Below are 26,786 nucleotides of genomic sequence, written 5' to 3' on the forward strand. Positions count from 1 at the left end.
TTGCAACTGATACTTCTCGCATGAACGGAGACTGAGGCAAGCCCCCATTCATGTTCGCTATCAGGCAGCCAGATCGTCGAACTGCAAGGCCGCGAGCCGGGTGTAAAGCCCACCCGCGCCGGCGAGCTGGCCGTGCGTGCCCTGCTCCACGATGCGGCCGCCATCCATCACCACGATGCGGTCTGCCGCGCGCACGGTCGCCAGCCGGTGGGCGATGACCAGGGTGGTGCGCCCGTCCATCAGGTGCTCCAGCGCATCCTGCACCAGCCGCTCGCTCTCGGCATCGAGCGCGCTCGTCGCCTCGTCCAGCAGCAGGATCGGCGCATCGCGCAACAGGGCGCGGGCGATGGCGAGCCGTTGCCGCTGGCCGCCGGACAGGCGCGCGCCGCCTTCGCCCAGGAAGGTGTCGAGACCCTGCGGCAGCGCGCGCAGGAAGCCGGCGGCATTGGCCGCCTCCGCCGCCTGCCAGATCGCGTCCTCGTCCGCGTCCCACCGGCCATAACGCAGATTGTCGCGCGCGCTGGCGGCAAACAGCACGCCTTCCTGCGGAACCAGCGCGATGCGGCGGCGCACCTCCTCCGGATCGGCCTGCACCAATGGCACGCCATCGATCCTGACCGTACCCGCCTGCGGGTCGTAGAAGCGTTCGGCCAGCTGGAAGATCGTGCTCTTGCCCGCGCCGGACGGGCCGACCAGCGCGACCGTCTCCCCCGGCTCCACCGTCAGGTCGAAGCCATGGACCGCAGCGCTTTCGGGGCGCGTCGGGTAGCGGAAGGTGACGTTCTGGAAAGCGATGGCCCCGCGCGCAGGCACCGGCAGCGCCTGTGGCCGGGCGGGCGTCGCGACGGTGGGCTGCTGGTTCAGCAGTTCCTGCAACCGCTCGGCAGCGCCCGCGCCGCGCAGCAGGTCGCCATAGACCTCCGTCAGGGCGCCGAATGCGCCCGCAACCAGCACGCCCGTCAGCACGAAGGCGGCGATCGTGCCGCCCGACAGCGTGCCTTCCGCCACCTGCAGCGCGCCGCGCCACATCAGTGCGACGATCGCGCCGAAGATGGCGGCGATCGCCCCCCCGGTCATGATCGCACGCAGCCAGATGCGGCGCCGCGCCGTGGCAAAGGACCGTTCCACCGCGTCGCCGAACCGGTCGCGCTCGCGCGCCTCCTGGTTGAAGCCCTGCACGATCTTCATCGCCCCCAGCACCTCCGCCACCTGCGCACCAATGTCGGCGACCCGGTCCTGGCTCTCGCGGCTGACCCGGCGGATACGCCGGCCGAACCAGGCGAGCGGCAGCAGCACCAGCGGGACGATCACGCACAGGATCGCGGTCAGTCCCGGCGCCAGCCAGAGGAGGTAGGCGGTGCCGCCGATCGCCATCAGCAGGTTGCGCAGCGCGATGGAGATGGTCGCGCCCACCACCAGCTCGATCTGCGCGGTGTCGGCGGTCATCCGGCTGGCGATCTCCGTCGGGCTGTTCTCCTCGAAGAAGGCGGGTGACAGGCGCAGCAGGTTGGCCTGCACGCCGCGGCGGATGTCGGCAACGACCCGCTCGCCCAGCAGCGACACGAAATAGTATCGGCAGGCGGTGCCCACCGCCAGCACGGCCACGATCCCCAGTAGGTAACGGAACCAGCGTGCGATCTCCGCCGGGTTGGTACCGGCGGTGAAGCCGCGGTCGATGATGAGGCGGAAGCCTGCGGGGATCGCCAGCGTGGCGGCGGCGGTCACCATCAGCGCCAGCCCCGCCGCCGCCATGTAGCCGGGATAGGCGGCGGCGGCACGGGCGATCATCCGCAACGGGGCGATGCTGGTCGCAGGCTGCACGTCGGGCGGGGATGGCGGCACGGGCATGGCGGCGGGAACTAGCCCATCGGGCCGGGGCTTTGAAGGGATAAGTCGGACATCCGCCCCTTTGTGCAGAAGGCGGCGGACCGTTATATGAAGCAGCAAGGATTGCGGGCGCACGATGCCCGTCGCCATGCTGAACAAAGGAACCGGGCGTGATCTACCAGGCGTATGAGATGCAGCGGTCGCTGATGGCCACGGCCAGCAGCTGGGCCGCGATCGGGGCGAACCTGCTGAACAATCCGGCCCTGCCGATCGGCTATTGGGGCATGGGTCCCGCGGTCGCCAGCGCGTTGCAGGTGTTCGCCGGCTTTTACGAGAACAAGGGCAAGCCGGATTTCGGGATCGAGGCGGTGGTCGTAGATGACGAGGAATATGCCGTCACCGAGGATGTCGTGTTCGAGAAGCCATATGGGTCCTTGCGCCATTTCCGCCGCGATGGGCTACCGGCGGATGCGCCCAAGCTGTTGATCGTCGCGCCGATGAGCGGGCACTACGCCACGCTGCTGCGCGGCACGGTAGCGCGGATGGTGGAAAACCAGGAAGTGTGGATCACCGACTGGGCCGATGCCAAGATGGTGCCGCTGTCCGCGGGGCGCTTCGACCTCGACGATTACATCGACTACCTGATCGAGTTCCTGCAGGTGATCGGCCCGAACACGCACATGCTGGCGGTGTGCCAGCCATCCGTGCCCGCCTTCGCCGCAGCGGCGGTGATGGGGGCGGACAATGACCCGTGCCGCCCCGCCAGCCTGACCATGATGGGCGGCCCGGTCGACACCCGCGCCAGCCCGACCAGCGTGAACGACGTGGCCGTGACCCGGCCGCTCAGCTGGTTCAGCAACAACGTCATCGCCACCGTGCCGGTGAACTATCCGGGCGCCGGGCGGCAGGTCTATCCGGGGTTCCTGCAGCTTGCCGGGTTCATCTCCATGAACCTCGAATCCCACATGCAAAGCCATTACGAGATGTTCAAGCACCTCACGATGGGCGACACGGACAGCGCCGCGACGACCAAGAAGTTCTACGACGAATATCTCAGCGTCTGCGACATGACCGCGGAGTTCTACCTCCAGACCATCGAGCATGTGTTCCAGAAGCACTCCCTGCCCAAGGGCGAGTTCGTGCATCACGGCAAGCCCATCAACCCCAACGCCATCCGCGACACCGCGCTGCTGGCGATCGAAGGGGAGCGGGACGATATCTCCGGCATCGGCCAAACGCGCGCGGCGCTGGATCTGGCGCCGCATCTGCCGGACGCGAAGAAGCAGTACCTGCTGGCGCCCGACGTGGGCCATTACGGCATCTTCAACGGCAGCAAGTGGCGCAACCGCATCGCCCCGGTGGTGGAGGACTGGATGCGCCAGCACGCGATCACCGACAGCAGCAGCACGGTTCCGGCGACCCCGGCAGCCAAGCCGAAGCGCAAGCGCCGCACGCAGGAATCCGGCGTCACCTGACAGCTATTCGCGATAGCACCAGCAAATCAGAGCAAGATTTGGTCTCCCCACGCGGCAAATTCTTGCCAAATCGTTTTCCTGGCGGCATGGGGGCGGTTCGCGGAATTTCAGCAACCGCTCCGTTCGGGGTGAGTCGCGCTTCGTGTCCGGGCGACCGGACAGAGGCGGGCCCCGCCTGCCGGACCGCAACAGGAAGCCAGTGCGTTGACCGAGTATCCCCAGCCCCAGGGCCTTTACGATTCGCGTAACGAACATGATGCATGCGGTGTGGGCTTCGTCGCCCATATTAAAGGCATCAAATCGCACGCCATCGTAAGCCAGGCGCTGGAAGTGCTGGCGAACCTCGATCATCGCGGGGCGGTGGGTGCGGACCCGCTGCTGGGCGACGGCGCCGGGCTGCTGATGCAACTCCCCGATCCGCTCTACCGTCGCTGGGCGGGCGAACAGGGCCTGACCCTGCCGCCGGCCGGCGATTACGCCGTGGCGATGTGCTTCCTGCCGCAGGATGGGGCCGCGCGCGACTTCATCACCGGGCAGTTCGAGAAGTTCGTGGCCAAGGAAGGCCAGCAGCTGATCGGCTGGCGCGACGTGCCTGTCACCACCGACGGGCTGGGCAAGACGGTGCTGGAAAGCATGCCGGTCATCCGCCAGTGCTTCATCGGCCGGGGGGCGAATTGCGCGGACCAGGATGCGTTCGAACGCAAGCTGATCGTGATCCGCAAGCAGACCCAGAACCCGCTGGCGGCGCTGGCGGAAAAGCACGGCATGCCCGCGCTGACGCAGCTCTACATGCCCAGCTTCTCCAGCCGCACCGTGGTGTACAAGGGGCTGCTGCTGGCGACGCAGGTGGGCAGCTTCTATGACGATCTGCGCGATCCCGACTGCACCAGCGCCTTGGCGCTGGTGCACCAGCGGTTCTCCACCAACACCTTCCCCAGCTGGAAGCTGGCGCACCCATTCCGCCTGATCGCCCATAATGGAGAGATCAACACGGTGCGCGGCAACGTGAACTGGATGAACGCGCGCCGCCGCACGATGGAATCGCCCCTGCTGGGTGCCGATCTCGACAAGCTGTGGCCGATCATCCCGCATGGCCAGTCGGACACCGCCTGCCTCGACAACGCGCTCGAACTGCTGCTGCTCGGCGGCTATTCGCTGAGCCACGCGATGATGATCCTCATGCCGGAGGCGTGGGGCAAGAACCCGGAGATGGACCCGCAGCGACGCGCCTTCTATGAATACCATGCCGCGCTGATGGAGCCGTGGGACGGCCCCGCGGCGGTGTGCTTCACCGATGGGCGGCAGATCGGCGCCACGCTGGACCGCAACGGCCTGCGCCCCGCGCGTTTCGTGGTGACGACGGACGATATCGTCTGCCTCGCCTCCGAAAGTGGCGTGCTGCCGTTCGCGGAGGAGGAGATCGTGCGCAAGTGGCGGCTGCAGCCCGGCCGCATGCTGCTGATCGACATGGAACAGGGCCGCATCGTCGAGGACGAGGAGCTGAAGGCCGAGCTCGCCGGCGCCGAGCCTTACGAGCAATGGCTGCGGCAGGCGCAATACAAGCTGCAGGACCTTGAGGCGATCGAGATCGACGAAGGGGCGGTGCAGGTGGGCGAGACCAGCCTGCTGCAACGCCAGCAGGCCTTCGGCTACACGCAGGAGGATCTGGGCAAATTCCTGGAGCCGATGGCGATCAATGCCGACGACCCGATCGGGTCGATGGGCACCGACACGCCGATCGCGGTACTCAGCCGCCGCAGCCGGCTGCTGTACGATTACTTCAAGCAGAACTTCGCCCAGGTCACCAACCCGCCGATCGACCCGATCCGCGAGGAGCTGGTGATGAGCTTGGTGACGATGATCGGCCCACGGCCCAACCTGCTGGGCCACGATGCCGGCACACACCGCCGGCTGGAGGTCGACCAGCCGATCCTGACCAATGGCGACATGGAGAAGATCCGGTCGGTGGAGGCATCGCTCGACGGCGCGTTCCGTACCGCGACGATCGACATGACCTGGGACGCCGAAAGCGGCGCCGCCGGGCTGGAACAGGCGCTGAAGGAGATGTGCTGGGCCGCGACCGAAGCGGTGCTGCAGGACAAGAACATCCTGATCCTGTCCGACCGCGCGCAGGATGGCGACCGGATCGCCATGCCCGCATTGCTGGCGACAGCCGCCGTGCACCACCACCTCGTGCGGCAGGGCCTGCGCATGCAGACCGGCCTGGTGGTGGAAACGGGCGAGGCACGCGAGGTGCATCACTTCTGCGTGCTGGCGGGCTACGGCGCGGAAGCCATCAATCCCTACCTCGCCTTCGAGACGCTGGAGCAGATCCGCGCCGACAAGGTGCCGGAGATCGCGCCCGATAAGGTCCAGCAGAACTACATCAAGGCGATCGGCAAGGGCATCCTGAAGGTGATGTCCAAGATGGGCATCAGCACCTACCAGTCCTATTGCGGGGCGCAGATCTTCGACGCGATCGGCCTGTCGACGGCCTTCGTGGACCGGTATTTCAGCGGCACCGCGACCACGATCGAAGGCATCGGCCTGGTGCAAGTGGCCGAGGAGTCGGTGCGCCGGCATGCATCCGCCTATGGCGACAACCCGATCTACCGGCGGATGCTGGATGTGGGCGGCATCTACCAGTACCGCCTGCGCGGGGAGGAACACGCCTGGACCCCGGCCAATGTCGCCAACCTGCAGCATGCGGTACGCGGCAACAATTGGGAGAACTATGCCGAGTTCGCCCGCTCCATCAACGAGCAGTCCGAACGCCTGCTGACCATCCGTGGCCTGATGCAGCTGAAGCCGGCCGACAAGGCAATACCGATCGACGAGGTGGAACCCGCCGCCGAGATCGTGAAGCGTTTTGTCACCGGGGCGATGAGCTATGGCTCGATCAGCTGGGAAGCGCACACCACGCTGGCGCTCGCCATGAACCGGATCGGCGGCAAGTCGAACACCGGCGAAGGCGGGGAAGACCCGCGCCGGTTCGTACCGCTGGAAAACGGCGATACGATGCGTTCCGCCATCAAGCAGGTCGCTTCCGGCCGCTTCGGCGTGACCACCGAGTATCTGGTCAACGCCGACGACATCCAGATCAAGATGGCGCAGGGCGCGAAGCCCGGCGAAGGTGGCCAGCTGCCCGGCCACAAGGTCGACAAGACCATCGGCGCCACCCGGCACTCGACGCCGGGCGTGGGCCTGATCTCACCCCCGCCGCACCACGACATCTACTCGATCGAGGATCTGGCGCAGCTGATCCACGATCTGAAGAACGTGAACCCCGATGCCCGCATCTCCGTGAAGCTGGTGTCGGAGGTCGGCGTCGGCACGGTCGCGGCGGGCGTCAGCAAGGCGCGCGCGGACCATGTCACCATCTCCGGCTACGAAGGGGGCACCGGCGCCTCACCGCTGACCAGCCTGACCCATGCGGGTTCCCCGTGGGAGATCGGCCTGGCGGAGACGCAGCAGACGCTGCTGCTCAATGATCTGCGCAGCCGCATCGTGGTGCAGGTCGACGGTGGCCTGCGCACGGGACGCGACGTCGCCATCGGCGCGCTGCTGGGCGCGGACGAGTTCGGTTTCGCCACCGCGCCGCTGATCGCGGCCGGGTGCATCATGATGAGGAAGTGCCACCTCAACACCTGCCCGGTCGGCGTGGCGACCCAGAACCCCGAACTGCGCAAGCGGTTCACCGGCACGCCCGAACACGTCATCAACTACTTCTTCTTCGTGGCGGAGGAGCTGCGCCAGATCATGGCGGAGATGGGCTTCGCCACGGTGCAGGACATGGTCGGCCGGGTGGACCGGATCGAGATGGGCAAGGCGATCAACCACTGGAAGGCCGATGGCGTCGATCTGTCGCGCCTGCTCCACCAGCCCAAGGTGACGGTCAACACGCTGTTCAACAGCCAGACGCAGGACCACCAGCTGGACGATACGCTGGACCGCGACCTGATCGCGGCCGCCATGCCGGGGATCGAGGCCGGACAGAGCGTCGTGCTCGACCGGCCGATCCGCAACGTCAACCGCACCGCCGGCGCCATGCTGTCGGGCACCATCGCCAAGACGTTCGGCCATGCCGGCCTCCAGCCGGAACAGCTGCGCGTAAACTTCGTCGGCGTCGCCGGGCAGAGCTTCGGCGCGTGGGCGGTGCATGGCGTCACGCTGGACCTGGTGGGCGATGCCAACGACTATGTCGGCAAGGGGCTGTCGGGCGGCCGCATCATCGTGCGCCCGCCTGCGGGCATCCAGCGCGATCCCACGCAGAACATCATCGTCGGCAACACCGTGCTGTACGGCGCCATCGCGGGGGAGGCCTATTTCAACGGCGTCGCCGGCGAACGCTTCGCCGTGCGGAATTCGGGCGCGGTCGCGGTGGTCGAGGGTACGGGCGACCATGGCTGCGAATACATGACCGGCGGCGTGGTCTGCGTGCTGGGCCGCACGGGCCGCAACTTCGCGGCCGGCATGTCGGGCGGCGTGGCTTACGTCTATGACGAGGACGGCACCTTCGCGCAGCGGTGCAACCTGGCGCAGGTCGATCTCCAGCCGATCGGGCCCGCGTCGGCCGACGAAGGCTACGACAACGTCCCGCAGCAGCGCGGCCAGCACGTGGCCGATGCGGGCATGGGCGACATGCTGCGCCACGATGCGCAGCGGCTGCGCATCCTGGTGGAACGGCACAAGCTGCACACCGGCTCGCCGCGCGCCGCGCAATTGCTGGACGATTGGGACAATGCGCTCGCCCGCTTCGTCAAGGTCATGCCGCGCGACTACGCGCAGGCCTTGAAGCTGCTGGAAGCCGAGCGGGAGGAGGCGGCCTCCGTGGCCGCCGAATAGGGGTAAGTAGAATGGGCAAGGAAACCGGCTTCCTGGAGCTTGACCGGCAGGATCGCACCTATGCCGATCCGGCGGAGCGTCTGGGACATTATCGCGAATTCGTGATCCCGCACAGCGAGGACGGGCTGAAGAAGCAGGCGTCCCGCTGCATGAACTGCGGCATCCCGTATTGTCACAACGGCTGTCCGGTGAACAACATCATCCCGGACTGGAATCACCTGGTCTATGAAGGCGACTGGCGCGATGCGCTGGAGGTCCTGCATTCGACCAACAACTTCCCGGAATTTACCGGCCGCGTCTGCCCCGCCCCATGTGAGGCGAGCTGCACGTTGAACATCGTCGACCAGCCGGTGACCATCAAGAGCATCGAATGCGCCATCGTAGATCGCGGCTGGCAGGAAGGGTGGATCAGCCCGGCCGTGCCGGCGAAGGGCACCGGCAAGCGGGTCGCGGTGGTCGGTTCCGGCCCCGCCGGCCTCGCCTGCGCGCAGCAACTGGCCCGCGTTGGCCATTCGGTTACCGTGTTCGAGAAGTCGGACCGGTTGGGCGGCCTGCTCCGCTACGGCATCCCCGACTTCAAGATGGAGAAGCACCTCATCAACCGGCGCGCCGTGCAGATGGAGGCGGAGGGCGTGACCTTCCGCACCAGCACGGAAGTTGGCGTGGACGTGTCGATCAAGTCGCTGCGCGAGAACTTCGATGCGATCGTGCTCGCGGGCGGCGCCGAGAACCCGCGCGGGCTGCAGATTCCGGGCGCCGAACTGCCGGGCGTGCGGCTGGCGATGGAATTCCTGACGCAGCAGAACAAGCGCGTGGCAGGCGACAGCGAGGAACGCGCCGCCCCCCGCGGCACTCTGACCGCCACGGGCAAGCACGTCATCGTCATCGGCGGCGGTGATACCGGGTCGGACTGCGTCGGCACCTCCAACCGGCAGGGCGCGGCCAGCGTTACCCAGATCGAGATCATGCCCCGCCCGCCTGAAAAGGAAAACAAGGCGCTGACCTGGCCCAACTGGCCGATGAAGCTGCGCACCTCCAGCAGCCACGAAGAAGGTGTGGAGCGGGACTGGGCCGTGCTGACCAAGGAAGTGGTCGGCGAAAGCGGGCAGGTGACCGGCCTGAAATGCGCCCGCATCGAATGGGACAACGGCCAAATGCGCGAAGTGCCGGGCAGCGAATTCGTGCTGCGCGCGGACCTGATCCTGCTGGCAATGGGCTTCGTCGGCCCCAAGCGCACCGGCATGATCGATCAGGCGGGCGTCACCTTGACCGATCGCGGCAACGTGCAGGCGGACACCGTGGCGTACCGCACCAGCGAGGACATGATCTTCGCTTGTGGCGACATGCGCCGGGGCCAGTCGCTGGTGGTCTGGGCCATCCGCGAGGGCCGTCAGGCCGCCGGCGCGGTGGACGAGGCGCTGATGGGCGTCAGCGAACTGCCGCGCTGATCGCCAACTGACCGAATGCGATCGGGCGCGCCGTCAGGCCGCCCGATCCATTGCGCCAGTGGGCGCACTCTCCATCGCCGCAAGTGCCCGGTCCAGCAGGTTGAGCAGTTGCGCCTGCTCGCCCGCATCCAGCGCCGCGCGGATCGGCGCCTCCGCCGGCCAGGTCGCGGCATGGAGCTGTTCTAGCATCGCCTCTCCCTCGGGCGTCACCGACAGGCTGTTGCGCCGCCGATCCACCGCGGACCGGTCCCGCGCCACCAGTGCGCGTGCCTCCAACTGGTCGACGATCCCCACAAGTGCCGACTTGTTGATCCCTGCCCGCCGCGCCAGCAACGTCTGCGATGTGCCCGGATTGGCGGAGACCAGCGCCAGCACGGTCAGCGCGCCGGTCGGCAAGTCGCCCGGCTCCGCCTCGTCGGTCCGTGCCGCCAGCAGGTTGCGCAGCAGGCGCACCCGCGGGCTGACCGACCGGGCCAGCAGGCCCCAGCTCATTTCGCCGCGGCGAAGGGCAATCATCTGATCCATGCCGCGCAGCCTGCCATTGTTGCGAGGCGCTTGCAACAACCTTCTTGCGAGAGATTGTCATCTTATCCCGCCGGCTCCTCGCCCCGGCGCCGGTGCGGAACTCCATCACGGCCGGTCCGTAAAGCAGCGGAGAGACGGAGAAAGCGCGAGACATGGCAAACGACCAGAAGTTTCCGACCCAGGCCAGTGGTGGCGGCCCTGACAAGGGCAAGCCCGATGGCGTCTCCGCTTCGCCGGCCGCGGCCAGGGGAGTTGATGTGCAGGGCCGCACGTCGGGCGGCGATGGCGAAGGCGGCGCGTACCCCAACCCGCACACCGGCCGCGAACCGACGCAGGGCGGCCTCATGGGCCATGGTGGCCAGACGGAGATCGGCTACCATGGCGGTGGCCAGGCGGGTGAGGAAGGCAAGCCCACCGCCAATGCCACGACCCGCAGCGCCGATAACGAGCGCGGCAATCACTGATAGGCAGGACGGCCGCCGGCCAAGCGCCATCCAGCCGTCTACCAGTCGATGCGGCCCCGTCCGCTCGCCTCCAGGAAGGCGTTCGCCCGGCTGAATGGCTTGGATCCGAAGAAGCCACGGCTGGCCGATAGCGGGCTGGGGTGGACCGACGGTAGCAGCAGGTGCGGCGTGCCCGGCCCCAGTTCGGGGATGCGCGCCACCTTTGATTGCGCATGGTTGCCCCACAGGATGAATACCGATGGCGCGGCCTGCCGGGCGACCGCTTGCACCACCGCATCGGTCAGCACCTCCCACCCGCGCCCCGCATGGCTGCCGGCGCGCCCCTCAGCCACGCTCAGCGTGGTGTTCAACAGCAGCACGCCCTGCCGTGCCCAGCCGCTCAGGTCGCCATCGGTGCGCGGCGCCACGCCGCAATCGCCTGCCAGCTCCTTGAAGATGTTGCGCAGTGACGGGGGTAGCTTCACGCCGGCGGGCACGGAAAAGGCCAGTCCGTGCGCCTGGCCCGTCCCATGATACGGGTCCTGCCCCAAGATCACCACGCGCACCTGTACCAGCGGCGTCAGTTCCAGCGCGCGCAGCCGTTGCCCGCGCGGCGGATAGATCGGCGTGCCGCCCGCCTCCTCCGCCCGCAGCCATTCGTCGAGTGCGTGGAGGCGGGGATCGGCCAGCGCCGGGGCTAGTGCCGCCTGCCAGTCGGGTGGGATGAATTCGTCCATGCCGCCGCCCCTAGCCCACCATGCGCTTTGCGCCTAAGGCCCATGCCATGGCTGTGCATTTTCACGAGGAAGACCTGCCCGCCGGCGTGCTCGCGCCCGGCCCGGTGGCGGTGGATACCGAAACCATGGGGCTGGTCACGTATCGTGACCGGCTGTGCGTGGTGCAGATCAGCGATGGCCGGGGGGACGAGCACCTGGTACGCTTCGCGCCCGGCAGCGCCTACGACGCGCCGAACCTCACCGCGGTGCTGGCCGACCCCGACCGCATCAAGATCTACCATTTCGCCCGGTTCGATCTGGCCGCTATCCAGCATTACCTGGGTGTCACGGCCGGGCCGGTGTTCTGCACCAAGATCGCCAGCAAGCTGACGCGCACCTATACCGACCGCCATGGCCTGAAGAACCTGATCCAAGAATTACTGGGGCAGGACATCTCCAAGCAGCAGCAGTCGAGCGATTGGGGTGGCCCGGTGCTGAGCGATGCGCAGCGTGACTACGCCGCGTCCGACGTACGCTTCCTGCATCGCCTGATGGACATCCTGGCGCAGCGGCTGGAACGGGAAGGCCGCAGCGCCATGGCGCAGGCCTGCTTCGACTTCCTGCCGACCCGCGCCGCGCTGGATATTGCCGGCTGGGCGGAGAAGGACATCTTCTCTCACGAAGGGTAAGGCCCTATCTGCCGGCCATGACGACTGAGGCGGATACCCAGCGCGGCCGGCGGCGCGCCTTTGCCGCGCCCGGCGGATCGTTCGACCGCACGGTCCGGCTGCTCGGCCTGGTGCTGCCCGCCCTGATCGGCGCGCTCGCCGCCGCCATGCTGATCGCGCCGCTGCGGCCCAAGGGGGAGGTCAGCTTCCTGCTGGACCGGAACAAAGTGGCGACTGCCAACGACCGGCTGCGGGTGGATGACGCGCGCTATCGCGGGCAGGACAATACCGGCCGGCCATTCTCGCTCTCCGCCGCCGAGGCGCTGCAGCGTTCCGCCAGCGAGCCGGTCGTACGGTTGCAGGACCTGACCGCGCGCATGCTCCTGCCAGAAGGGCCGGCACAGCTGACCGCGCCCGGCGGCGCGTATCAGATCGACCGGCAGCAGGTCGGCATCGACGGGGCGGTGCGCTTCCTGGCGGCGGACGGCTACAGCATGGTGGCGCGTGGCGTCGCCATTGACCTGCCCAACCGGGCGCTCGTCGGCCAGGGCAGGGTGGAAGGCACGGTGCCGGCGGGATCGTTCAGCGCGGACCGGGTGCTTGCCGATCTCGACACCCGCACGGTCACGCTGGACGGCAATGCGCGGATGACCATGATCCCGGGCGAGTTGCGATTGCCATGATCGGGCGCGTCCGCGTATGGAACCGGTCATGAACCGGCTCCCGCTTCACCGCCTGGCATTGCGCTCCTTCGCCGTCGCCTTTGCCGCATCCGGCCTGGTCGCGCTCGCCTTTGGCGGCGGGGCGGGCGCGCAGTCGTTCAGCGGGTTCGACAGCCGCCAGCCGGTGAACTACGCCGCCGATCGAATCGAACTGCAGGACCGGCAGAACCGCGTCGTCCTGTCCGGCAACGTGGTGATCGACCAGGGCGACCTTCGGCTCACCGCCGGGCGCACCACGGTGGCCTTCACCGATGCGGACGGGCTGGAGATCCAGCGGATCGATGCGAATGGCGGTGTCACCGTCGTGCGCGGCGACGAACGCGCGCAAGGGGCGGCGGGCGTGTACGATTTCAACCGCCGGCTGATCGTACTGTCGGGTGGCGTGGCGCTGCGCCGCGGCGGCGACACGCTGAACGGCGGGCGCCTGACGATCGACCTCAATACCGGCATTTCCAGCGTGGACGGGCGCGGCAGCGCACCGGGGCCCGCAGGGGCATCGGCTTCCAGCGGGCGCGTCACCGGCACCTTCAAGGTTCCCGACTAGCTCCGCTTGCCTCCGCCGGGCAGGCGGGTAGAACACCTGCTCGCAGGTGCAACAGGGGGCGCACGGGGCAATGGCGACAGCACAGGTCACCGACGATCCGTGCGCGGCTGCGGGGCTGCGCGGCATCCATGTCGCGCTGCTCACCGCATGGGCCTCGCACCTCGGTGGCGGGGTCGCAAGCGCGGTGTGGCAGCAGGCGCGCATGATCCGCGACGCCGGTGGCCGCGTCACGATCGTGGCGCTGGCTGATGACGGCGGCGGCGTGCCGGACGAGCCGGGCATCACGCTACTGACCGCATCGGTGCAGGGCCCGCGTCAGATCGGCTATGCCCCCGCGCTCGCCGCCCGGCTGGCGGAGGCGTCGCCCGACATCCTGCACCTCCACGGTATCTGGATGTATCCCTCCCGCGAGGGTGCGCAATGGGCGCGGCGCACCGACAGGCCCTACCTCGTCTCGCCCCACGGCATGCTCGACCCTTGGATCACCGCGCGCGGGCGGCTGAAGAAGGCCGTGGCGCGGTGGGGCTACGAACGGGACAGCTGGCGCCGCGCCGCCGCGCTGCATGCGCTGACCCGGGACGAGGCGGCCGATATCGCGCGGGAGACAGGCACCGACCGTCCGGTGCTGGTGATCCCCAATGCCGGTCCGGCGCCGCGCGCGGGCGCCACCGCCGAACGTGCGCCGCACATCCTCTATCTCGGCCGCATTCACCCCAAGAAGAACCTCGACGCGCTGCTCGCTGCATGGGCCGCCGCCGACCTGCCACTGAGGGCAGAGCTGCACATCGCCGGCTGGGGCGATGCGGCGGACATGCCCGCCTTCCAGCAGGCGCTCGCCGCCGCGCCGCCCTCCGTCCGGTTCCATGGCGCGGTGCATGGGCCGGAGAAGGCGGCGCTGCTGGCGGCGGCGCGCTGGATGATCCTGCCGTCGCACAGCGAAGGCCTGCCCATGGCGCTGCTGGAAAGCTGGGCCGCGGGCACGCCCACCATCATGACTCCCGCCTGCCACCTGCCCGAAGGAATCGAGGCAGGCGCCGCCCTTCCCTGCGGCACCGATGCCGTTTCCGTTCGCCACGCGCTGGAACAGGCGCTGCGCACCGACACCGCCGCCTGGCACCGCATGAGCGAGGCTGCGCTGGCGCTCGCCCGTGGCCGGTTCTCCCCGGCGGAGGTCACGCGCGCCTGGGTCGACGCCTATCGCGGTCTGCTGCGATGAGCACGGTGCCGTCCGGCCCGGCCGACCGGTTCCGCCCGCTCGGCGCACCTGCTCCGTTCACCCTTGCCAACAAGCTGGAGCGGGTGGCCTTCGGCCTTGTCTGGCTGCTGCTGGCCCGCTGGACCCCGCCGCAGCTCCACCGCTGGCGTCGCTGGCTGCTGCAGGCGTTCGGCGCCCGGATCGGAACCGGGGTGCGCATCTATGGCAGCGCCCGCATCTGGCTGCCCCGCCGGCTGGAGGTCGGCCAGGGCGCCCTGATCGGGCCGGGCGTGGAATTGTACAATCAGGGCGAGGTGCGCATCGGCGCCAACAGCGTCGTCAGCCAGCGCGCTGTGCTGTGCGCCAGCACGCACCGGGTCGGCGATCCCGATTTCGCACTGGTGCTGCGGCCGATCACCCTCGGCGCCGGGTGCTGGGTCGCGGCGGAGGCGTTCGTCGGCCCTGGCGTGACCATGGGCGACGGCGCAGTGTTGGGTGCCCGCGCCGCCCTGTTCGAGGATGCCGCCCCGATGGGCATCTATCGCGGCAACCCCGCTACCCTGCTGAAGCAGCGGCGCTTCGACCGGCGCTGAGCGGAGTTACAGCGGCTGGAGCGTCAGCCGGTCCAGCGTCACGCGTTCAGGCGTGGGGCGCAGCCAGATCGCCAGCTGCAACCGCTCGCATGGTTCGGCCACGCGCAGCACCTGCCCTTCGCCGGCCAGCTCACCATCCACCAGCCGCGGCATCGCCGGCACCGTGCCGCAGGCGAGCGACGCGGCGAACACGCCGGCGCTGCCGACTCCGCGCAGGCGGTAGCGACCGGGCGCCAGCGCGACCGATTGCACCAGCACGCGGCGGCTGAAGGCGGAACGGTTCTCCAGCGACAGCCGGTATTCGCCTTGCGCTTCCTCCGCCCGGATCAGCACGTCGCCCGATCGCTCCACCGTCCAGCCGAACGGGGCGGCGGTGCCGCGGCCAAGGGCATTGAAGTCGCTGTCGGCCAGCAGGCCCGCCGTGCGGGCGTCAGGACAATGCGCCTGCCATACACGTTGCGCGCTGGCGCGATTGCCCCGTTGCAGCACTCCGCGCACCCATGGGCTGACCGCCTCGCACCCCAGCACCGTGCCGCTGCCGGCCAGCGCCACCAACACGTCGCTCCGCCGGGCAAGCGCCGCATCATCCAACTGCGGACCGGGACGCAGATAGGTCGGCAGCCATAGTGGCCGGGCCGCCAGCCGGGCCAGCAGGGCAGCGCGCGCCTGCGGCTCGCCTTCCAGCGCGGCCAGCAGGGTATCTGCGCCTGGCAGGTTGCGGTGGGTACGCAGCAGGGCGTCCAGCCGCTCCGCCGCGCGCGGGTAATCGCCGCCCTGCAACGCCGCCGTATACCAGTAACGCTGCGTCATCGCCTCGCGCCAGCCAAAGGCGGCGGCGACGCGGAAGGCCTGCTCCGCCCCGGCGAAGTCGTTCAGCAGCAGACGCGCCGACCCCAGCAGGGCGGTGGAGGCGGGATCGACCGGATCGCTGCGCACCGCCGCCTCGGCTGCGGTCAGCGCGGCCTGCGGTCGGTTGGTGGCAAGCGCGAGCTGCGAGACGGGGCGGTGGCTCTGCGCCCGTACGGTCTGCGGCAGGCTGACCGCCACCGCGAAGGAGCGGGCACCAACCCGGTCGAGCCCGCTGGCAAGGCACGCACCCGCCAGCGCCAGCACCCCGACCGTCGCCGTCAACCGCCGGAGCATGGGGCGTGAAGCGGTGGTCACGCCGCTTGCCTCACGCCGCCGTGTTCTCGTCGCTTTCGTAACGGTAGTAATTGTATCCGTAATATGAGTAGCTGCCGCCCTTGTTCGGATCGTACTTGGTCAGCACCGCGCCCACCATCACCGGGTTCAGCGCGCGCAGCCGGCGCAACGCGCCCTTCAGCTGCCCGCCACGGCCGCGATTGGCCTCCACCACCAGCATCACGCCATCGGCCAGCGTCGACAGCTCCGTCGAATCGGCCAGGCCCAAGATTGGTGCGCTGTCGATAACCACGAAGTCGTAGTCGCGCTCCACCTGCTCCAGCAGCGCCGCCATGCGGGGCGATGACAGCAGTTCCGCCGGCGACGGCGGGATCGGACCAGCGGGGATCACGGTCAGGCCGGGATAGGCGGAGGGTACCGCCACCTCTTCCAACGTCGCCTCACCCACCAGCAGGGTGGACATGCCAGCGCGATTGGGCACGTCGGCCATCTTGTGCACGTTGGGGCGACGCAGATCCGCATCCATCAGAAGCACGCGCTTGCCCACGCGGGCAAAGCTCCGCGCCACGGCATAGCTGGTCGTCGTCTTGCCTTCCGAAGCCTGCGCGCTGGTGACCAGCAGCAGATGCGGCAACCCTTCGCGGGTGGAGTGCATGAGCGCGGTGCGCAGCGCGTTGTAGCTTTCGGCGACGGGCGACTTGGGATCGTCCAGCTCCGCGCGCGGATCGCCTTCCGCCGTGGGCACTACGCCCAGCAGCGGCAGGCCGATCTTGCTCTCGACGTCTTCCGGCACCCGCAGGCGATCGTCCATCTGGTCGCGCAGGAACACCACCGCACCGGCCAAGGCCAGGCCCAGGACCACCGCCAGCAGCACGTTGCGCGGCAGGTTGGGGGAAGAGGGCGTGGTCGGCACTTCCGCCCGGTCGACCACCGCGATGTTGCTGGCGGTGATCCCGGCGGCGGCGTTCAGCGCGCGATAGCGCTGCAGCAGCCCGTCATAGATCTGCCGGTTGGTATCGGCCTCGCGCGCCAGCGTGTTGTAGCGGACCGACCGGTCCTGCTCCGCCAGCGTGTCGCCTTCCAGCGTGCTGACCTGCCGGCGCAGACTGGTCTCCGCCGCGGCTGCTGCCTGGTAACCGGCACGAATGGAGTTGCGCACCTCGTTCGCGGCGCGGGTCAGGCTCGTCTCCGTCGTCCGCAGCGCCGTGCGCGCACGCGTGACCGCCGGATGATCGGGCAGGTAACGTTCGCGTGCGGCGTCCAGTGCCGCCTGCTGCTCGGCCCGCTGCTGGATCAGCCCCTGCACCGCCACGCTTTCCAGCACGGCAGGGGAGGAGAGCAGCGGTTGCGCGCGCTCCGCGTTCCACTGCGCTTCCGCCGTGATCCGCGCGGCTTGCGCCTGGTTCGCCGCCTCGTTCAGCTGCAGCAGGCTGCTCGCGGTCATGCTGCCAGCATAGCTGCCCTCTTCGGCGCCCGGATCACGGGTGCGGATCAGGCTCGCCTCACGAGCATAGGCGTTCAGCTCACGCTCCGAATTCTCCAGCCGGACCCGCGCCTCCTCCAGCTGTTCCGCCACGAAGCTGCGGGCATAGGCGGACGAGTCGAACTTGCGCTGCAGGTTCGCCTGGATGAACTCCTGGGCGTAGGCGTCCACCACGGTGGCGGACATGCCGGGATCGGTGCTGGTGAAGCTCAACTCCGCGATGCGGGTGCCGGTCGGCAGGTCGACGCCGAAATTGCCGCGCAGCATGTTGATCACGGCATTCGCGCGCTGCTGCTCGGTCAGTTCGACCAGGTCGGCCGCTTCCATCGCGTTAAAGAACCGCTCGTTCGTGGCGAGGTCGAGGCGTGCCGCGACCCGTTCCGCCAGCGCGCGGCTGCGCAGGATCTCCAGCTGGGTGTTGAGGTTCATCTCAATATCCCAGTTGGCGTTCATGGTGGTGTCGGCGCCCAGATCCTCGCCCAGCACCTGTTGCGTTTCTTCCGCGATCTCCACCGTGGACATGGCGGTGTAGCGGGGGGTCTGCAGCATCGTCAGCACGACGGCGGCGATCACCGCCAGTGCCGTGACGATGACGATCAGCCAGATGTTCCGGCGCACCAGCCCGATCAGGTAGCGCATCAGCTGGCCGATGCTGCTCTCCTTCTCCATCATCGGGCCGGTGTCGGCGGCCGACCTTGCGGCCGGCAGGGTGGATTGGGTGGGATAGGTCGCGTCCACGGCTGTTCTCACGTCAGAGCTGGGTAAAAACGCCGAGCAGCGGCCCGACCTGCAGAACGTCACGGTAAATACCGCGCAACCGGTCGAAACCGACCACGACCTGATCGCCGGGCAGGATACGCGGATCCTCCATCCGGCCGGCGCGGATCGCGTTGATGTCGAACCGGGCCACGGCGCGCCGCCCGTCGATGGTGCGCATGATCAGCACCTCGTCGAACTTGGCGGTGTTGGTGGTACCCCGCGCCAGCGCGATGGCGCTGACCAGCGTGTAGCCAGGGCGGATCTCGAACACGCCCGGCTGCGTGACCTGGCCGTCCACCGTCACCGTCTGCGGCACGATGGTGCGCAGCGCGACGCTGGCCTGCGGATCGCGCAGATAGCGGGCACCATACGCCCGCTCGATCTCGCGCGACACTTCTTCCGTCGTGCGGCCGGCCATCTGCACGGCACCGATCAGCGGCAGGCTGACCTGACCGCTTTCGTCAACCAGCAGGTCCGTACCGGAAAGATCGGGCTCCTGGAACAGTGACACATTGACGCGGTCGCCCGGGCGGATGCGGTACACACCCTCCGTCACCGGGACCGCGCCGCCAAGCGCCTCGTAGGCGGGCGCACCCAACGGCAGCCCGCTGTTGAGCTGCGGCTGGCACGCCCCCAGCACCGTCACGCAGCCGAGCGCCGACAGGATGAATCTTAGATCACGCAGCAAGTTTTGCCCCCGCTCTGGCCGTCACTGTCGCGCCCGGAACAGGCGCATTGACGGATCCTGCCGGCCTTGCCAGCAATCCCGCACCCACCCCGAACATGCACGCCAATGCCATGGATCGAAGCGGATAATCAACGAACGAATGCAGTGCGACTATCAATAGGATGCCGCACCCGCACAGAACCTGCGCCCGACCGTCTCCTGACAGACGCAATGCCCGCCAGGCGAGCGCCGCCAGCACGCCAAGCGCGGCCAGGCCGATCAGCACCGCCGGCAAACCGCCTTCCAGCACGAATTCGAGATAGTCGTTATGCGCGCGATTGGGGCGGCTGCCGTCCAGCACCTCCAGCCGTTCCGCCGCTAGCATCGCGGGCTGGTAGCCGCCCAGGCCGACGCCGGCGGGCCAGCTTTCGCGAACCGCGAACAGCGTGTCCTGCCACAATTCGGTGCGGGCATCGCCCGTCACCTCGAACCGCTCGGCCGTGCGCTGAACCATCGAGTTGCCCTGCAGCAACAGGTACCCGCCAATCGCCAGCACCGCCAGCCCGCCCGTCAGCCAGCCGGCCAGCCGAGCGGTTCCGGCAGGCAGCAGCGGCCGCACGATCAGCAGCATGAACAGGCCGGCGACCGCCGCCAGCGCGATGCCCATCCGCGATCCGGTCATCACCGTCGCCAGCAGCAGCGCCGCAACCAGCCCGCCGCCCAGCAGCCACCACACCCGCGGGGTCACTCCCGACGCGCCGTGCCGGGATGGGCGCCGGATGGCACCGGCGATCAGCGGCGCGCCCAGCGCGGCAACGATGATCACCCCGATCAGCAGCACATCCGCCTGGGCGTTGCGGTTGGCCTGGAAGCCCACCAGGAAATCACGGTGCGTCTCGGCATAGGGTCGCAGCGCATCGCTGCCGAGGCTGACCTGCGCCACACCGAGCAGCGCGGAGGCGCCAATCGCCACCGCCGCCGCCAGCAACACGCGCTGCCGCCCCGCGTGGTCGAGCGCAGCCGTGGCGAACCCGGCGAACAGCGGGGGCAGCAGCGACAACAACGCGGCGAGCGTCCGCGGCGGCGACTGCGTCCATGGCTGCCAGCTGTCCGCCGCGCCGACCAGCTGCAGCGCTGCCAACCGCCCCTCCTGCCCAGGCAAAGCCTGCCACAGCGCGGACGGCAGCGGGATCAGTTGCAGCAACGGCAGGGTCAGGACCAACGCGCCCAGCCACCAGATCAGCGGCTCCATCGGGCGGGGCGCGCCAACCGGTCCGGCGGGCAGCCACAGCCAGGCCAGCAAAGCCAGACAGGCGACAAGCTGTAGCAGCAATTCGCTGTGCGGCGCGGGCGATCCGCCTCCGCCCAGCACCAGCGCCGCACCGATGAAGCCGGCGGCAATCCATCCGTGCGCCCGCATCGCCGTCGCTGTCGCGGCCCTCATCATGCTGGCGTTTCTCCCCTTGCCAACGCCATCGCCGGTCAACCGGAGCAGCAACCTAGCACAACACAGCCGGGGAGCAACAAAGCCGCATCACCAGCGACCCGGTGCGTCGCCACGCGGCAACCTTCGCGCGGGCGCCGCCATGCAAAAAGGCCCGCGCAACTGCACGGGCCTTCCTGTTTGATCGTGATTTAACTGGTTGGTTCAGCCCGGGCTGTCGTCGTCATCGTCGCCGATGATGTCGATCGCGCCAACCGCTTCCAGGAACGCCAGGAACGCGGCAACGGAACCGAAGATCAGCAGGATCAGGCCGAGCCCGTTCGATTCGTCGCCGAGCCCTTCGGCCGCACCCATCGAGGAGCCAACGCGCTCGATCGAGGCCGGGGCACTCACGCCGCTGGACGGCAGCGAGGCCGAGGAGCGAGTCGCGGCAGCCGCCGACTGGCCCACAAGGAGGGTGGCCAGCGACAGCGAGGCCACCAAAGTCTTCAGTGTCTTCATGTCCATTCTCCGTCTGTGGGTCACACGATCTGACCCGCCGATTGACTGACAGCTATCGCTAACCAGTCATTAAGGCAAGTGACCATTCTGCACCGCAACATGGTTAACCTGCTCCGCACCAATACTTACGGATAAGGTGCAGTGTTCCCGGTACGACAGCGAACATTGTGCGTCACAACATGGGACAGGCAGGGGTTTCCCGTGCCCCGGTGCTGTGCCATGGCCCCGCCACATTCGAAAACCCCTCTTCGCAGCCAAGAAAAGCGCCTTCCCCATGAGTGAAATGGTCAAGATCAGCCTTCCTGACGGATCCGTGCGCGAAATGCCGGCGGGCACCACGGCGGCAGAGGTCGCCGCCGCAATCGGTCCCGGCCTGGCCAAGGCCGCCATGCTGGCCAGCATCGATGGGGAATTGCGCGACCTCTCGCGACCGATCACCGCCGATTCGCAGCTCGCCCTCATCACTGCGCGCGACGAAGCGGCCGCGCTGGAGGTGACGCGCCACGATTACGCGCATGTGCTGGCAGAAGCGGTGCAGGCGCTGTGGCCCGACACGCAGATCACCTTCGGCCCGGCGACGGACGACGGCTTCTATTACGACTTCGCGCCCGGTGCGCGCGGCCCCTTCACCGAAGAGGACCTGCCCGCGATCGAGGAGAAGATGCGCGACATCATCCGCGCCGACAAACCGCTGATCCGTGAGGAATGGAGCCGCGAATCGCTGGTCGCCTGGTTCCGCGACAAGGGCGAGAGCTTCAAGGCCGAATGGGCCGCCGAACTGCCCGAAGGCGAGCAGCTGACCATCTATCGCAGCGGCCCCGCCGATGCGCCCGATGGCTGGCTGGACCTGTGCCGCGGCCCGCACCTTCCCTCCACCGGCCGGCTCGACCCCGCCGCCTTCAAGCTGACGCGCGTTTCCGGCGCCTATTGGCGCGGCGACCAGAACAACGCGATGCTCAGCCGCATCTACGGCACCGGCTGGCTCAACAAGAAGCAATTGGCCGAACACCTCACCCGGCTGGAGGAGGCCGCCAAGCGCGACCACCGCAAGCTGGGGCGGGAGATGGACCTGTTCCACCTGCAGGAGGAGGCGCACGGCTCCGTCTTCTGGCACCCGCATGGCTTCGTCATCTGGCGCGCGCTGGAAGCATACATGCGCCGCAAGATCGACGCCTCCGGATACCAGGAGATCAAGACGCCGCAGGTGATGGACGCCCGGCAGTGGGAGAAGTCCGGCCACTGGGGCAAGTATCGCGAGAACATGTTCGTCGTCCCCGACGAGGTGCCCAACATCGAGGATGAAGGCCCCGTCGTCAGCGGCGATGCGCAATGGATGGCGCTGAAGCCGATGAACTGCCCGGCGCATGTGCTGGTCTTCAAGCAGGGCATCACCAGCTATCGCGAGCTGCCGATCCGCCTGTACGAGAATGGCTGCTGCCACCGCAACGAACCGCATGGCGCGCTGCACGGCCTGATGCGCGTGCGCCAGTTCACGCAGGATGACGCGCATATCTTCTGCACGGAAGAACAGATCGTCGCGGAGGTGCGCGCCTTCTGCGAACTGGCCGATTCGATCTACCGCGACTTCGGCTTCACCTACGCCATCAAGCTGGCCTTACGGCCCGACCAGCGCTTCGGCTCCGAAGCGGACTGGGACAAGGCCGAAGGCGAGCTGCGCCAGGCGGTCCACGATGCCGGCCTCGCCGATCCGGCAAAGGGGTGGGAGGAACTGCCGGGTGAAGGCGCGTTCTACGCCCCGAAGCTGGAATGGCACCTGACCGACGCGATCGGCCGCACCTGGCAGGTCGGCACCATCCAGTCGGACCGCGTGCTGCCCGACCGGCTCGACGCCACTTACATTGGCGAGGATGGCGATCGGCACCGCCCGGTCATGCTGCACCGCGCGATCTTCGGATCGTACGAGCGGTTCATCGGCATCCTGATCGAACATTATGCCGGCCGCCTGCCGCTGTGGCTGGCCCCGGTGCAGGCGGTGGTCGCCACCATCGTGTCCGATGCGGATGGCTATGCCGCCGAGGTGACGGAGGCGCTGCGCGCCGCCGGCATCCGCGTGGAAAGCGATCTTCGTAACGAGAAGATCAACTACAAGGTGCGCGAGCACTCGGTGAAGAAGGTCCCGCATCTGCTGGTCGTGGGCAAGCGGGAGGCGGAGGAACGCACCGTCGCCATCCGCACGCTGGGCGAGCAGCAGCAGCGCTTCATGCCGCTGGACGAGGCGATCGCCATGCTCCGCACCGCCGCCCTCGCCCCCGATCTGCAGGAGCAGAACTGATGCGTCTCGCCGTCCTTGCCCCCGTCGCCCTGCTCGCCGCCTGTCAGCAGGCGGAAACGCCGGTGGCCGAACCCACCGCCGATGCGCCGGCGCTGAACGAGGTGCAGCAGGCCTACGCGGACGCGAATGCCCGCATGCACGAAGGCATGGCCAGCATTCCCGCTGACGCGGACGAGGCGTTCATGCGCGGCATGCTGGCCCATCACCGCGGCGCAGTAGAGATGGCCGAGGTCGAACTGCAACACGGCCGCGACCCCGAGGCACGCGCTTTGGCGCAGACCATCATCGACGCCCAGCAGCAGGAGATCGAGCAGATGGAACGCTGGCTCGCCGCCCGCCCGACGGGTGAAACCGCCGCTCCGGCCATGGACCACACCGGCCACCAATAATCCTCCCCATCAATGATGGGGAGGGGGACCATTCGCGCAGCGAATGGTGGAGGGGCATGGCGCGACCAACCGCGGCACGGGGACACGCCTGCTCGCCGCGAACGTCGCGTGAGTTGACCAAGATGCGTGTCCGCTATGGGGCGTTTTCTGCCGTTCGGAGAGATGCGCCACCAGGCCGCGCTGTCCTACATCGGGCGCAAGTGTCATAGCCCACTCATGTCGCGCCCTGCCCCGACCCATACCCCGTTCCGCCGCCCGATTGACGCGCCACTCTGCCCACCGGACCGGCCCGCGGGAGGTGTCAACTTAGTGTAAACTTCCAGCTTGGGGCGCGGCCCGCGACCGCTGTTGCCCTCCCGCGCCCCACCGGTGTAAGGCGCCGCCTTTATTGCAGCGGCCCTGCCAGACGGGCCGAGACCAACCAATCCGGGGATCCCATGGCCGGCCATTCCAAGTTCAAGAACATCATGCATCGCAAGGGCGCGCAGGACAAGAAGCGCTCCGCCATGTTCTCCAAGCTCAGCCGCGAGATCACCGTGGCGGCGAAGTCGGGCATGCCCGATCCCGACATGAACCCGCGCCTGCGACTGGCAGTCAACCTCGCCAAGGCGCAGTCCATGCCCAAGGACAATATCCAGCGTGCGATCGACAAGGCGTCCGCCAACGAAGGCGACGATTACGAGGAGATCCGCTACGAAGGCTACGGCCCGGGCGGCGTCGCCATCATCGTCGAGGCGCTGACCGATAATCGCAACCGCACCGCCACCAACATGCGCACTGCTTTCAGCAAGAACGGCGGCAATCTCGCCGCCTCGGGCGCGGTCGCCCACGGGTTCGAGCGCAAGGGCCTGATCGAGTACCCGGCAAGCGCCGGTGACGAGGAGAAGGTGCTGGAAGCCGCGATCGAGGCGGGCGCCGACGATGTAGAGAGCAGCGAGGACGGCCACACGATCTGGACCGCGATGGAATCGCTGCACGAGGTTGCCGCCGCGCTGGAGGCGGTGCTGGGCCAGCCCGAGGGCGTGAAGCTCGCCTGGAAGCCCGGCCTCACCGTTGATGTTGCGGAAGGTGACGCGGCCACGCTGCTGAAGCTGATCGACGCACTGGAGGACGATGACGACGTCCAGACGGTGTGGGGCAATTACGAGCTGTCGGACGAGGTGATGGCGACGCTCGCCTGAGCCATGGCGCTGATCCTTGGCCTCGACCCGTCGCTGTCCTGCACGGGCTGGGGCCTGATCCGGACGGAGGGGTCGCGCCTGACCCACATCGCCAACGGTCAGCTGCCGACTCCCGTCGGGGCTCCGCTGGCAGACCGGCTGGCGACCATCCACGCCGCCATTTCCGCGATCATCGCGGAACATCGCCCGGATCGCGCCGCGGTGGAGGAGGTGTTCGTCAACAAGAACGGGCAATCCACGCTGAAGCTGGCGCAGGCCCGCGGCGCGGTGCTCGCCGCCTGCGGCGCGGCGGGGCTGCCGGTCAGCGAACATGCGGCGAAGTCGGTGAAGCAGGCGGTGGTCGGCACCGGCGCGGCCGAAAAGGGGCAGGTGCAGGCGATGCTGCGCGTCCTGCTGCCCGGTGCAGTGGTGGCCGGTGCCGACGCTGCCGATGCCCTTGCGGTCGCCATCACCGCCTCGCAAGGCCGGCCCGGCGGCTGACGGAGCGGAGGGAAGGCTTCCCACCCGCCGCCGCACGGGGTACCGGGCATCGGCCATGCGCCTGTCCCCTGCCCTTCGCACCGAACTCGGCGCCACCTTGCACCTCGCCGGCCCGCTGGTGCTTGCGGGCCTGCTGCAGATGGGGCTGGGCGCGACCGATACCGCCTTCATCGCCCGGCTTGGCCCGGAACCGCTGGCAGCGGCCAGCCTGGCGGTGGCGCTGTTCTCCGTCACGATCTGGGCGTTGTCGGGCTTGTCGGGGCAGGTCGGCGCACTCGCCGCCGCCGCGATCGGAGCCGAGGGCCGGGCCTTGCGCGAAGTGCGCCGGATCACCCGCATGGGCCTGTGGCTGGCCGTGGCGAGCGGCCTCGTCGCGATGGCGATCTGCGCCTCGGGCGGCTGGCTGATGCGCGTCACGGGGCAGGACCCGGCGATCACCGCGATGAGCGTGCAATATCTCGACGTGATGCTGTGGTCCGCCATCCCCCTGCTAGTCAGCAACGTGCTGCGCGCGTTTGTCTCGACACTTGGCCGGCCGGTCTTCGCCACGGTGGTGGCACTGCTGTCACTGCCGCTGAACGCGCTGGGCAACTACCTGCTTGTGTACGGCGCCTGGGGTGCGCCGGAACTGGGCCTGCCCGGCGCGGCGATCGCCAGCGTGCTCACCGCGCTGACCGGCATGGCGATGTACGTCATCGCCATTCAGCGTGACCGGCGGTTGCGGCGTTATCACCTGTTCGGCAATTTCTGGCGGCCAGACTGGCCGCATATCCGCCGCCTCATCGTAGTGGGCTTGCCTGTAACCGTCACCATCGTGGCGGAAGCGGGGCTGTTCGGGGCCGCCGCCTTCCTGATGGGGCGGCTCGGCGCGCTGGAACTGGCGGCGCATACCGTGGCGCTGTCGATCGCCTCCCTCGCCTTCCAGATCCCGTTCGGCATCGGGCAAGCGGCGACGATCCGGGTCGGCTATTTCTATGGCGCGGGGGACATCGCGGGCGTGGGCCGCGCCGGGCTGGTCGGCACCGTGCTGGGGCAGTTAATCGCACTCGGCAGTGCGGCCCTGATGATCGGGGCCCCGCTGCTGGTCATGGCGCCGTGGATCGACGCGGGCGAGCCGGGCAATGCTGCGCTGGTGGCGCTGACCGTCAGCTACCTCACGGTCGCCGCCGCGTTCCAGCTGGCCGACAGCCTGCAGGCGGTGCTGCTGGGCGCGCTGCGGGGGCTGCAGGACACGCGCACGCCGATGGCCTACGCGGTCGCCGGCTACTGGCTGGCGGGCTTCGGCCTAGCCATCTGGCTCGGCTTCTTCACCCCTCTTGCCGGGGTAGGCGTGTGGCTCGGCCTGGCGATCGGGCTGTTCGTCGTATCAGTGCTGCTGCTGCATCGCTGGCGCCGTCGTGCACGGCTAGGTCTGCTCCGCCCCAGGTCTTGACGCGACCTGCCGG

22 protein-coding genes are annotated in these 26,786 nt (G+C 68.5%); 14 read left to right on the forward strand and 8 right to left on the reverse strand.

All coding sequences use genetic code 11. The features are described 5' to 3' along the window. Nucleotides 1-60: 60 nt before the first annotated feature. The gene (locus V5740_RS10000; protein ID WP_347302334.1) at nt 61-1,848 is read right to left on the reverse strand and encodes an ABC transporter transmembrane domain-containing protein; all 1,788 of its coding nucleotides are present in this window, start codon (nt 1,846-1,848) and stop codon (nt 61-63) included. Between the two features lie 149 nt (nt 1,849-1,997). On the opposite strand from V5740_RS10000, the gene phaZ reads away from it, so the two are divergent. The 3 genes from phaZ (at nt 1,998) to V5740_RS10015 (ending at nt 9,595) form a co-directional block, all read left to right on the forward strand. After that, complete coding sequence (phaZ, locus tag V5740_RS10005) at nt 1,998-3,302, forward strand: polyhydroxyalkanoate depolymerase (RefSeq protein ID WP_347302335.1); 1,305 nt, start codon at nt 1,998-2,000, stop codon at nt 3,300-3,302. A 204-nt stretch (nt 3,303-3,506) separates the two neighbouring features. Further along, nucleotides 3,507-8,147, forward strand: a complete 4,641-nt coding sequence (gene gltB / locus V5740_RS10010) for a glutamate synthase large subunit (protein WP_347302336.1) — start codon at nt 3,507-3,509, stop codon at nt 8,145-8,147. An 11-nt stretch (nt 8,148-8,158) separates the two neighbouring features. Continuing rightward, the gene (locus tag V5740_RS10015; RefSeq protein ID WP_347302337.1) at nt 8,159-9,595 is read left to right on the forward strand and encodes a glutamate synthase subunit beta; all 1,437 of its coding nucleotides are present in this window, start codon (nt 8,159-8,161) and stop codon (nt 9,593-9,595) included. A gap of 33 nt (nt 9,596-9,628) precedes the next feature. Here V5740_RS10015 and V5740_RS10020 read toward each other — a convergent pair whose 3' ends face one another. Further along, nucleotides 9,629-10,120 (reverse strand): MarR family transcriptional regulator, encoded by a 492-nt coding sequence (locus V5740_RS10020; RefSeq protein WP_347302338.1) that lies wholly within the window; start codon nt 10,118-10,120, stop codon nt 9,629-9,631. A 152-nt stretch (nt 10,121-10,272) separates the two neighbouring features. Between V5740_RS10020 and V5740_RS10025 the strand changes: the two genes are divergently transcribed. Beyond that, nucleotides 10,273-10,584, forward strand: a complete 312-nt coding sequence (locus tag V5740_RS10025; protein ID WP_347302339.1) for a hypothetical protein — start codon at nt 10,273-10,275, stop codon at nt 10,582-10,584. A gap of 38 nt (nt 10,585-10,622) precedes the next feature. Here V5740_RS10025 and V5740_RS10030 read toward each other — a convergent pair whose 3' ends face one another. Further along, nucleotides 10,623-11,300, reverse strand: coding sequence for a uracil-DNA glycosylase (locus V5740_RS10030; protein ID WP_347302340.1), 678 nt, complete (start codon nt 11,298-11,300; stop codon nt 10,623-10,625). Between the two features lie 47 nt (nt 11,301-11,347). Here V5740_RS10030 and V5740_RS10035 point away from each other — a divergent pair, with 47 nt between their 5' ends. The 5 genes from V5740_RS10035 (at nt 11,348) to V5740_RS10055 (ending at nt 15,001) form a co-directional block, all read left to right on the forward strand. Continuing rightward, nucleotides 11,348-11,968, forward strand: a complete 621-nt coding sequence (locus V5740_RS10035) for a ribonuclease D (RefSeq protein ID WP_347302341.1) — start codon at nt 11,348-11,350, stop codon at nt 11,966-11,968. 17 nt (nt 11,969-11,985) lie between these two features. After that, nucleotides 11,986-12,630, forward strand: a complete 645-nt coding sequence (locus V5740_RS10040) for an LPS export ABC transporter periplasmic protein LptC (RefSeq protein ID WP_347302342.1) — start codon at nt 11,986-11,988, stop codon at nt 12,628-12,630. Nucleotides 12,631-12,658: 28 nt separating this feature from the next. Continuing rightward, nucleotides 12,659-13,213 (forward strand): LptA/OstA family protein, encoded by a 555-nt coding sequence (locus V5740_RS10045; protein ID WP_347302343.1) that lies wholly within the window; start codon nt 12,659-12,661, stop codon nt 13,211-13,213. A 70-nt stretch (nt 13,214-13,283) separates the two neighbouring features. After that, nucleotides 13,284-14,429: a glycosyltransferase gene (locus V5740_RS10050; RefSeq protein WP_347302344.1), complete on the forward strand. Its 1,146-nt coding sequence runs from the start codon at nt 13,284-13,286 to the stop codon at nt 14,427-14,429. After that, complete coding sequence (locus V5740_RS10055; protein ID WP_347302345.1) at nt 14,426-15,001, forward strand: putative colanic acid biosynthesis acetyltransferase; 576 nt, start codon at nt 14,426-14,428, stop codon at nt 14,999-15,001. The genes V5740_RS10050 and V5740_RS10055 overlap by 4 nt, the downstream gene beginning before the upstream one ends. A gap of 6 nt (nt 15,002-15,007) precedes the next feature. Here V5740_RS10055 and V5740_RS10060 read toward each other — a convergent pair whose 3' ends face one another. The 5 genes from V5740_RS10060 to V5740_RS10080 all read right to left on the reverse strand — a co-directional run bounded on the left by V5740_RS10060 (nt 15,008) and on the right by V5740_RS10080 (nt 20,998). Then, the gene (locus tag V5740_RS10060) at nt 15,008-16,165 is read right to left on the reverse strand and encodes a hypothetical protein (RefSeq protein WP_347302346.1); all 1,158 of its coding nucleotides are present in this window, start codon (nt 16,163-16,165) and stop codon (nt 15,008-15,010) included. Between the two features lie 10 nt (nt 16,166-16,175). Beyond that, entirely contained in the window at nt 16,176-18,377 is a 2,202-nt protein-coding gene (locus V5740_RS10065; protein WP_347302347.1) for a polysaccharide biosynthesis tyrosine autokinase, read from the reverse strand. Nucleotide 18,378: 1 nt separating this feature from the next. Continuing rightward, nucleotides 18,379-19,074, reverse strand: coding sequence for a polysaccharide biosynthesis/export family protein (locus V5740_RS10070; protein ID WP_347302348.1), 696 nt, complete (start codon nt 19,072-19,074; stop codon nt 18,379-18,381). After that, the gene (locus tag V5740_RS10075; RefSeq protein WP_347302349.1) at nt 19,064-20,500 is read right to left on the reverse strand and encodes an O-antigen ligase family protein; all 1,437 of its coding nucleotides are present in this window, start codon (nt 20,498-20,500) and stop codon (nt 19,064-19,066) included. Before V5740_RS10075 ends, V5740_RS10070 begins: the two co-directional genes overlap by 11 nt. A 201-nt stretch (nt 20,501-20,701) precedes the next feature. Further along, nucleotides 20,702-20,998, reverse strand: coding sequence for a hypothetical protein (locus V5740_RS10080; protein WP_347302350.1), 297 nt, complete (start codon nt 20,996-20,998; stop codon nt 20,702-20,704). Between the two features lie 274 nt (nt 20,999-21,272). Between V5740_RS10080 and thrS the strand changes: the two genes are divergently transcribed. From thrS to V5740_RS10105, 5 genes are all read left to right on the forward strand, one after another. Further along, on the forward strand, nt 21,273-23,291 hold the full coding sequence (gene thrS / locus V5740_RS10085; protein WP_347302351.1) for a threonine--tRNA ligase: 2,019 nt from the start codon (nt 21,273-21,275) through the stop codon (nt 23,289-23,291). Beyond that, nucleotides 23,291-23,680, forward strand: a complete 390-nt coding sequence (locus tag V5740_RS10090; RefSeq protein WP_347302352.1) for a DUF305 domain-containing protein — start codon at nt 23,291-23,293, stop codon at nt 23,678-23,680. The genes thrS and V5740_RS10090 overlap by 1 nt, the downstream gene beginning before the upstream one ends. Nucleotides 23,681-24,117: 437 nt before the next feature. After that, nucleotides 24,118-24,861 (forward strand): YebC/PmpR family DNA-binding transcriptional regulator, encoded by a 744-nt coding sequence (locus tag V5740_RS10095; RefSeq protein ID WP_347302353.1) that lies wholly within the window; start codon nt 24,118-24,120, stop codon nt 24,859-24,861. Nucleotides 24,862-24,864: 3 nt separating this feature from the next. After that, entirely contained in the window at nt 24,865-25,341 is a 477-nt protein-coding gene (gene ruvC, locus V5740_RS10100; RefSeq protein WP_347302354.1) for a crossover junction endodeoxyribonuclease RuvC, read from the forward strand. 55 nt (nt 25,342-25,396) lie between these two features. Continuing rightward, entirely contained in the window at nt 25,397-26,773 is a 1,377-nt protein-coding gene (locus V5740_RS10105) for an MATE family efflux transporter (protein WP_347302355.1), read from the forward strand. Nucleotides 26,774-26,786 lie beyond the last annotated feature (13 nt).

This window comes from Croceibacterium sp. TMG7-5b_MA50 (assembly GCF_039830145.1).
Taxonomy (GTDB): domain Bacteria; phylum Pseudomonadota; class Alphaproteobacteria; order Sphingomonadales; family Sphingomonadaceae; genus Croceibacterium.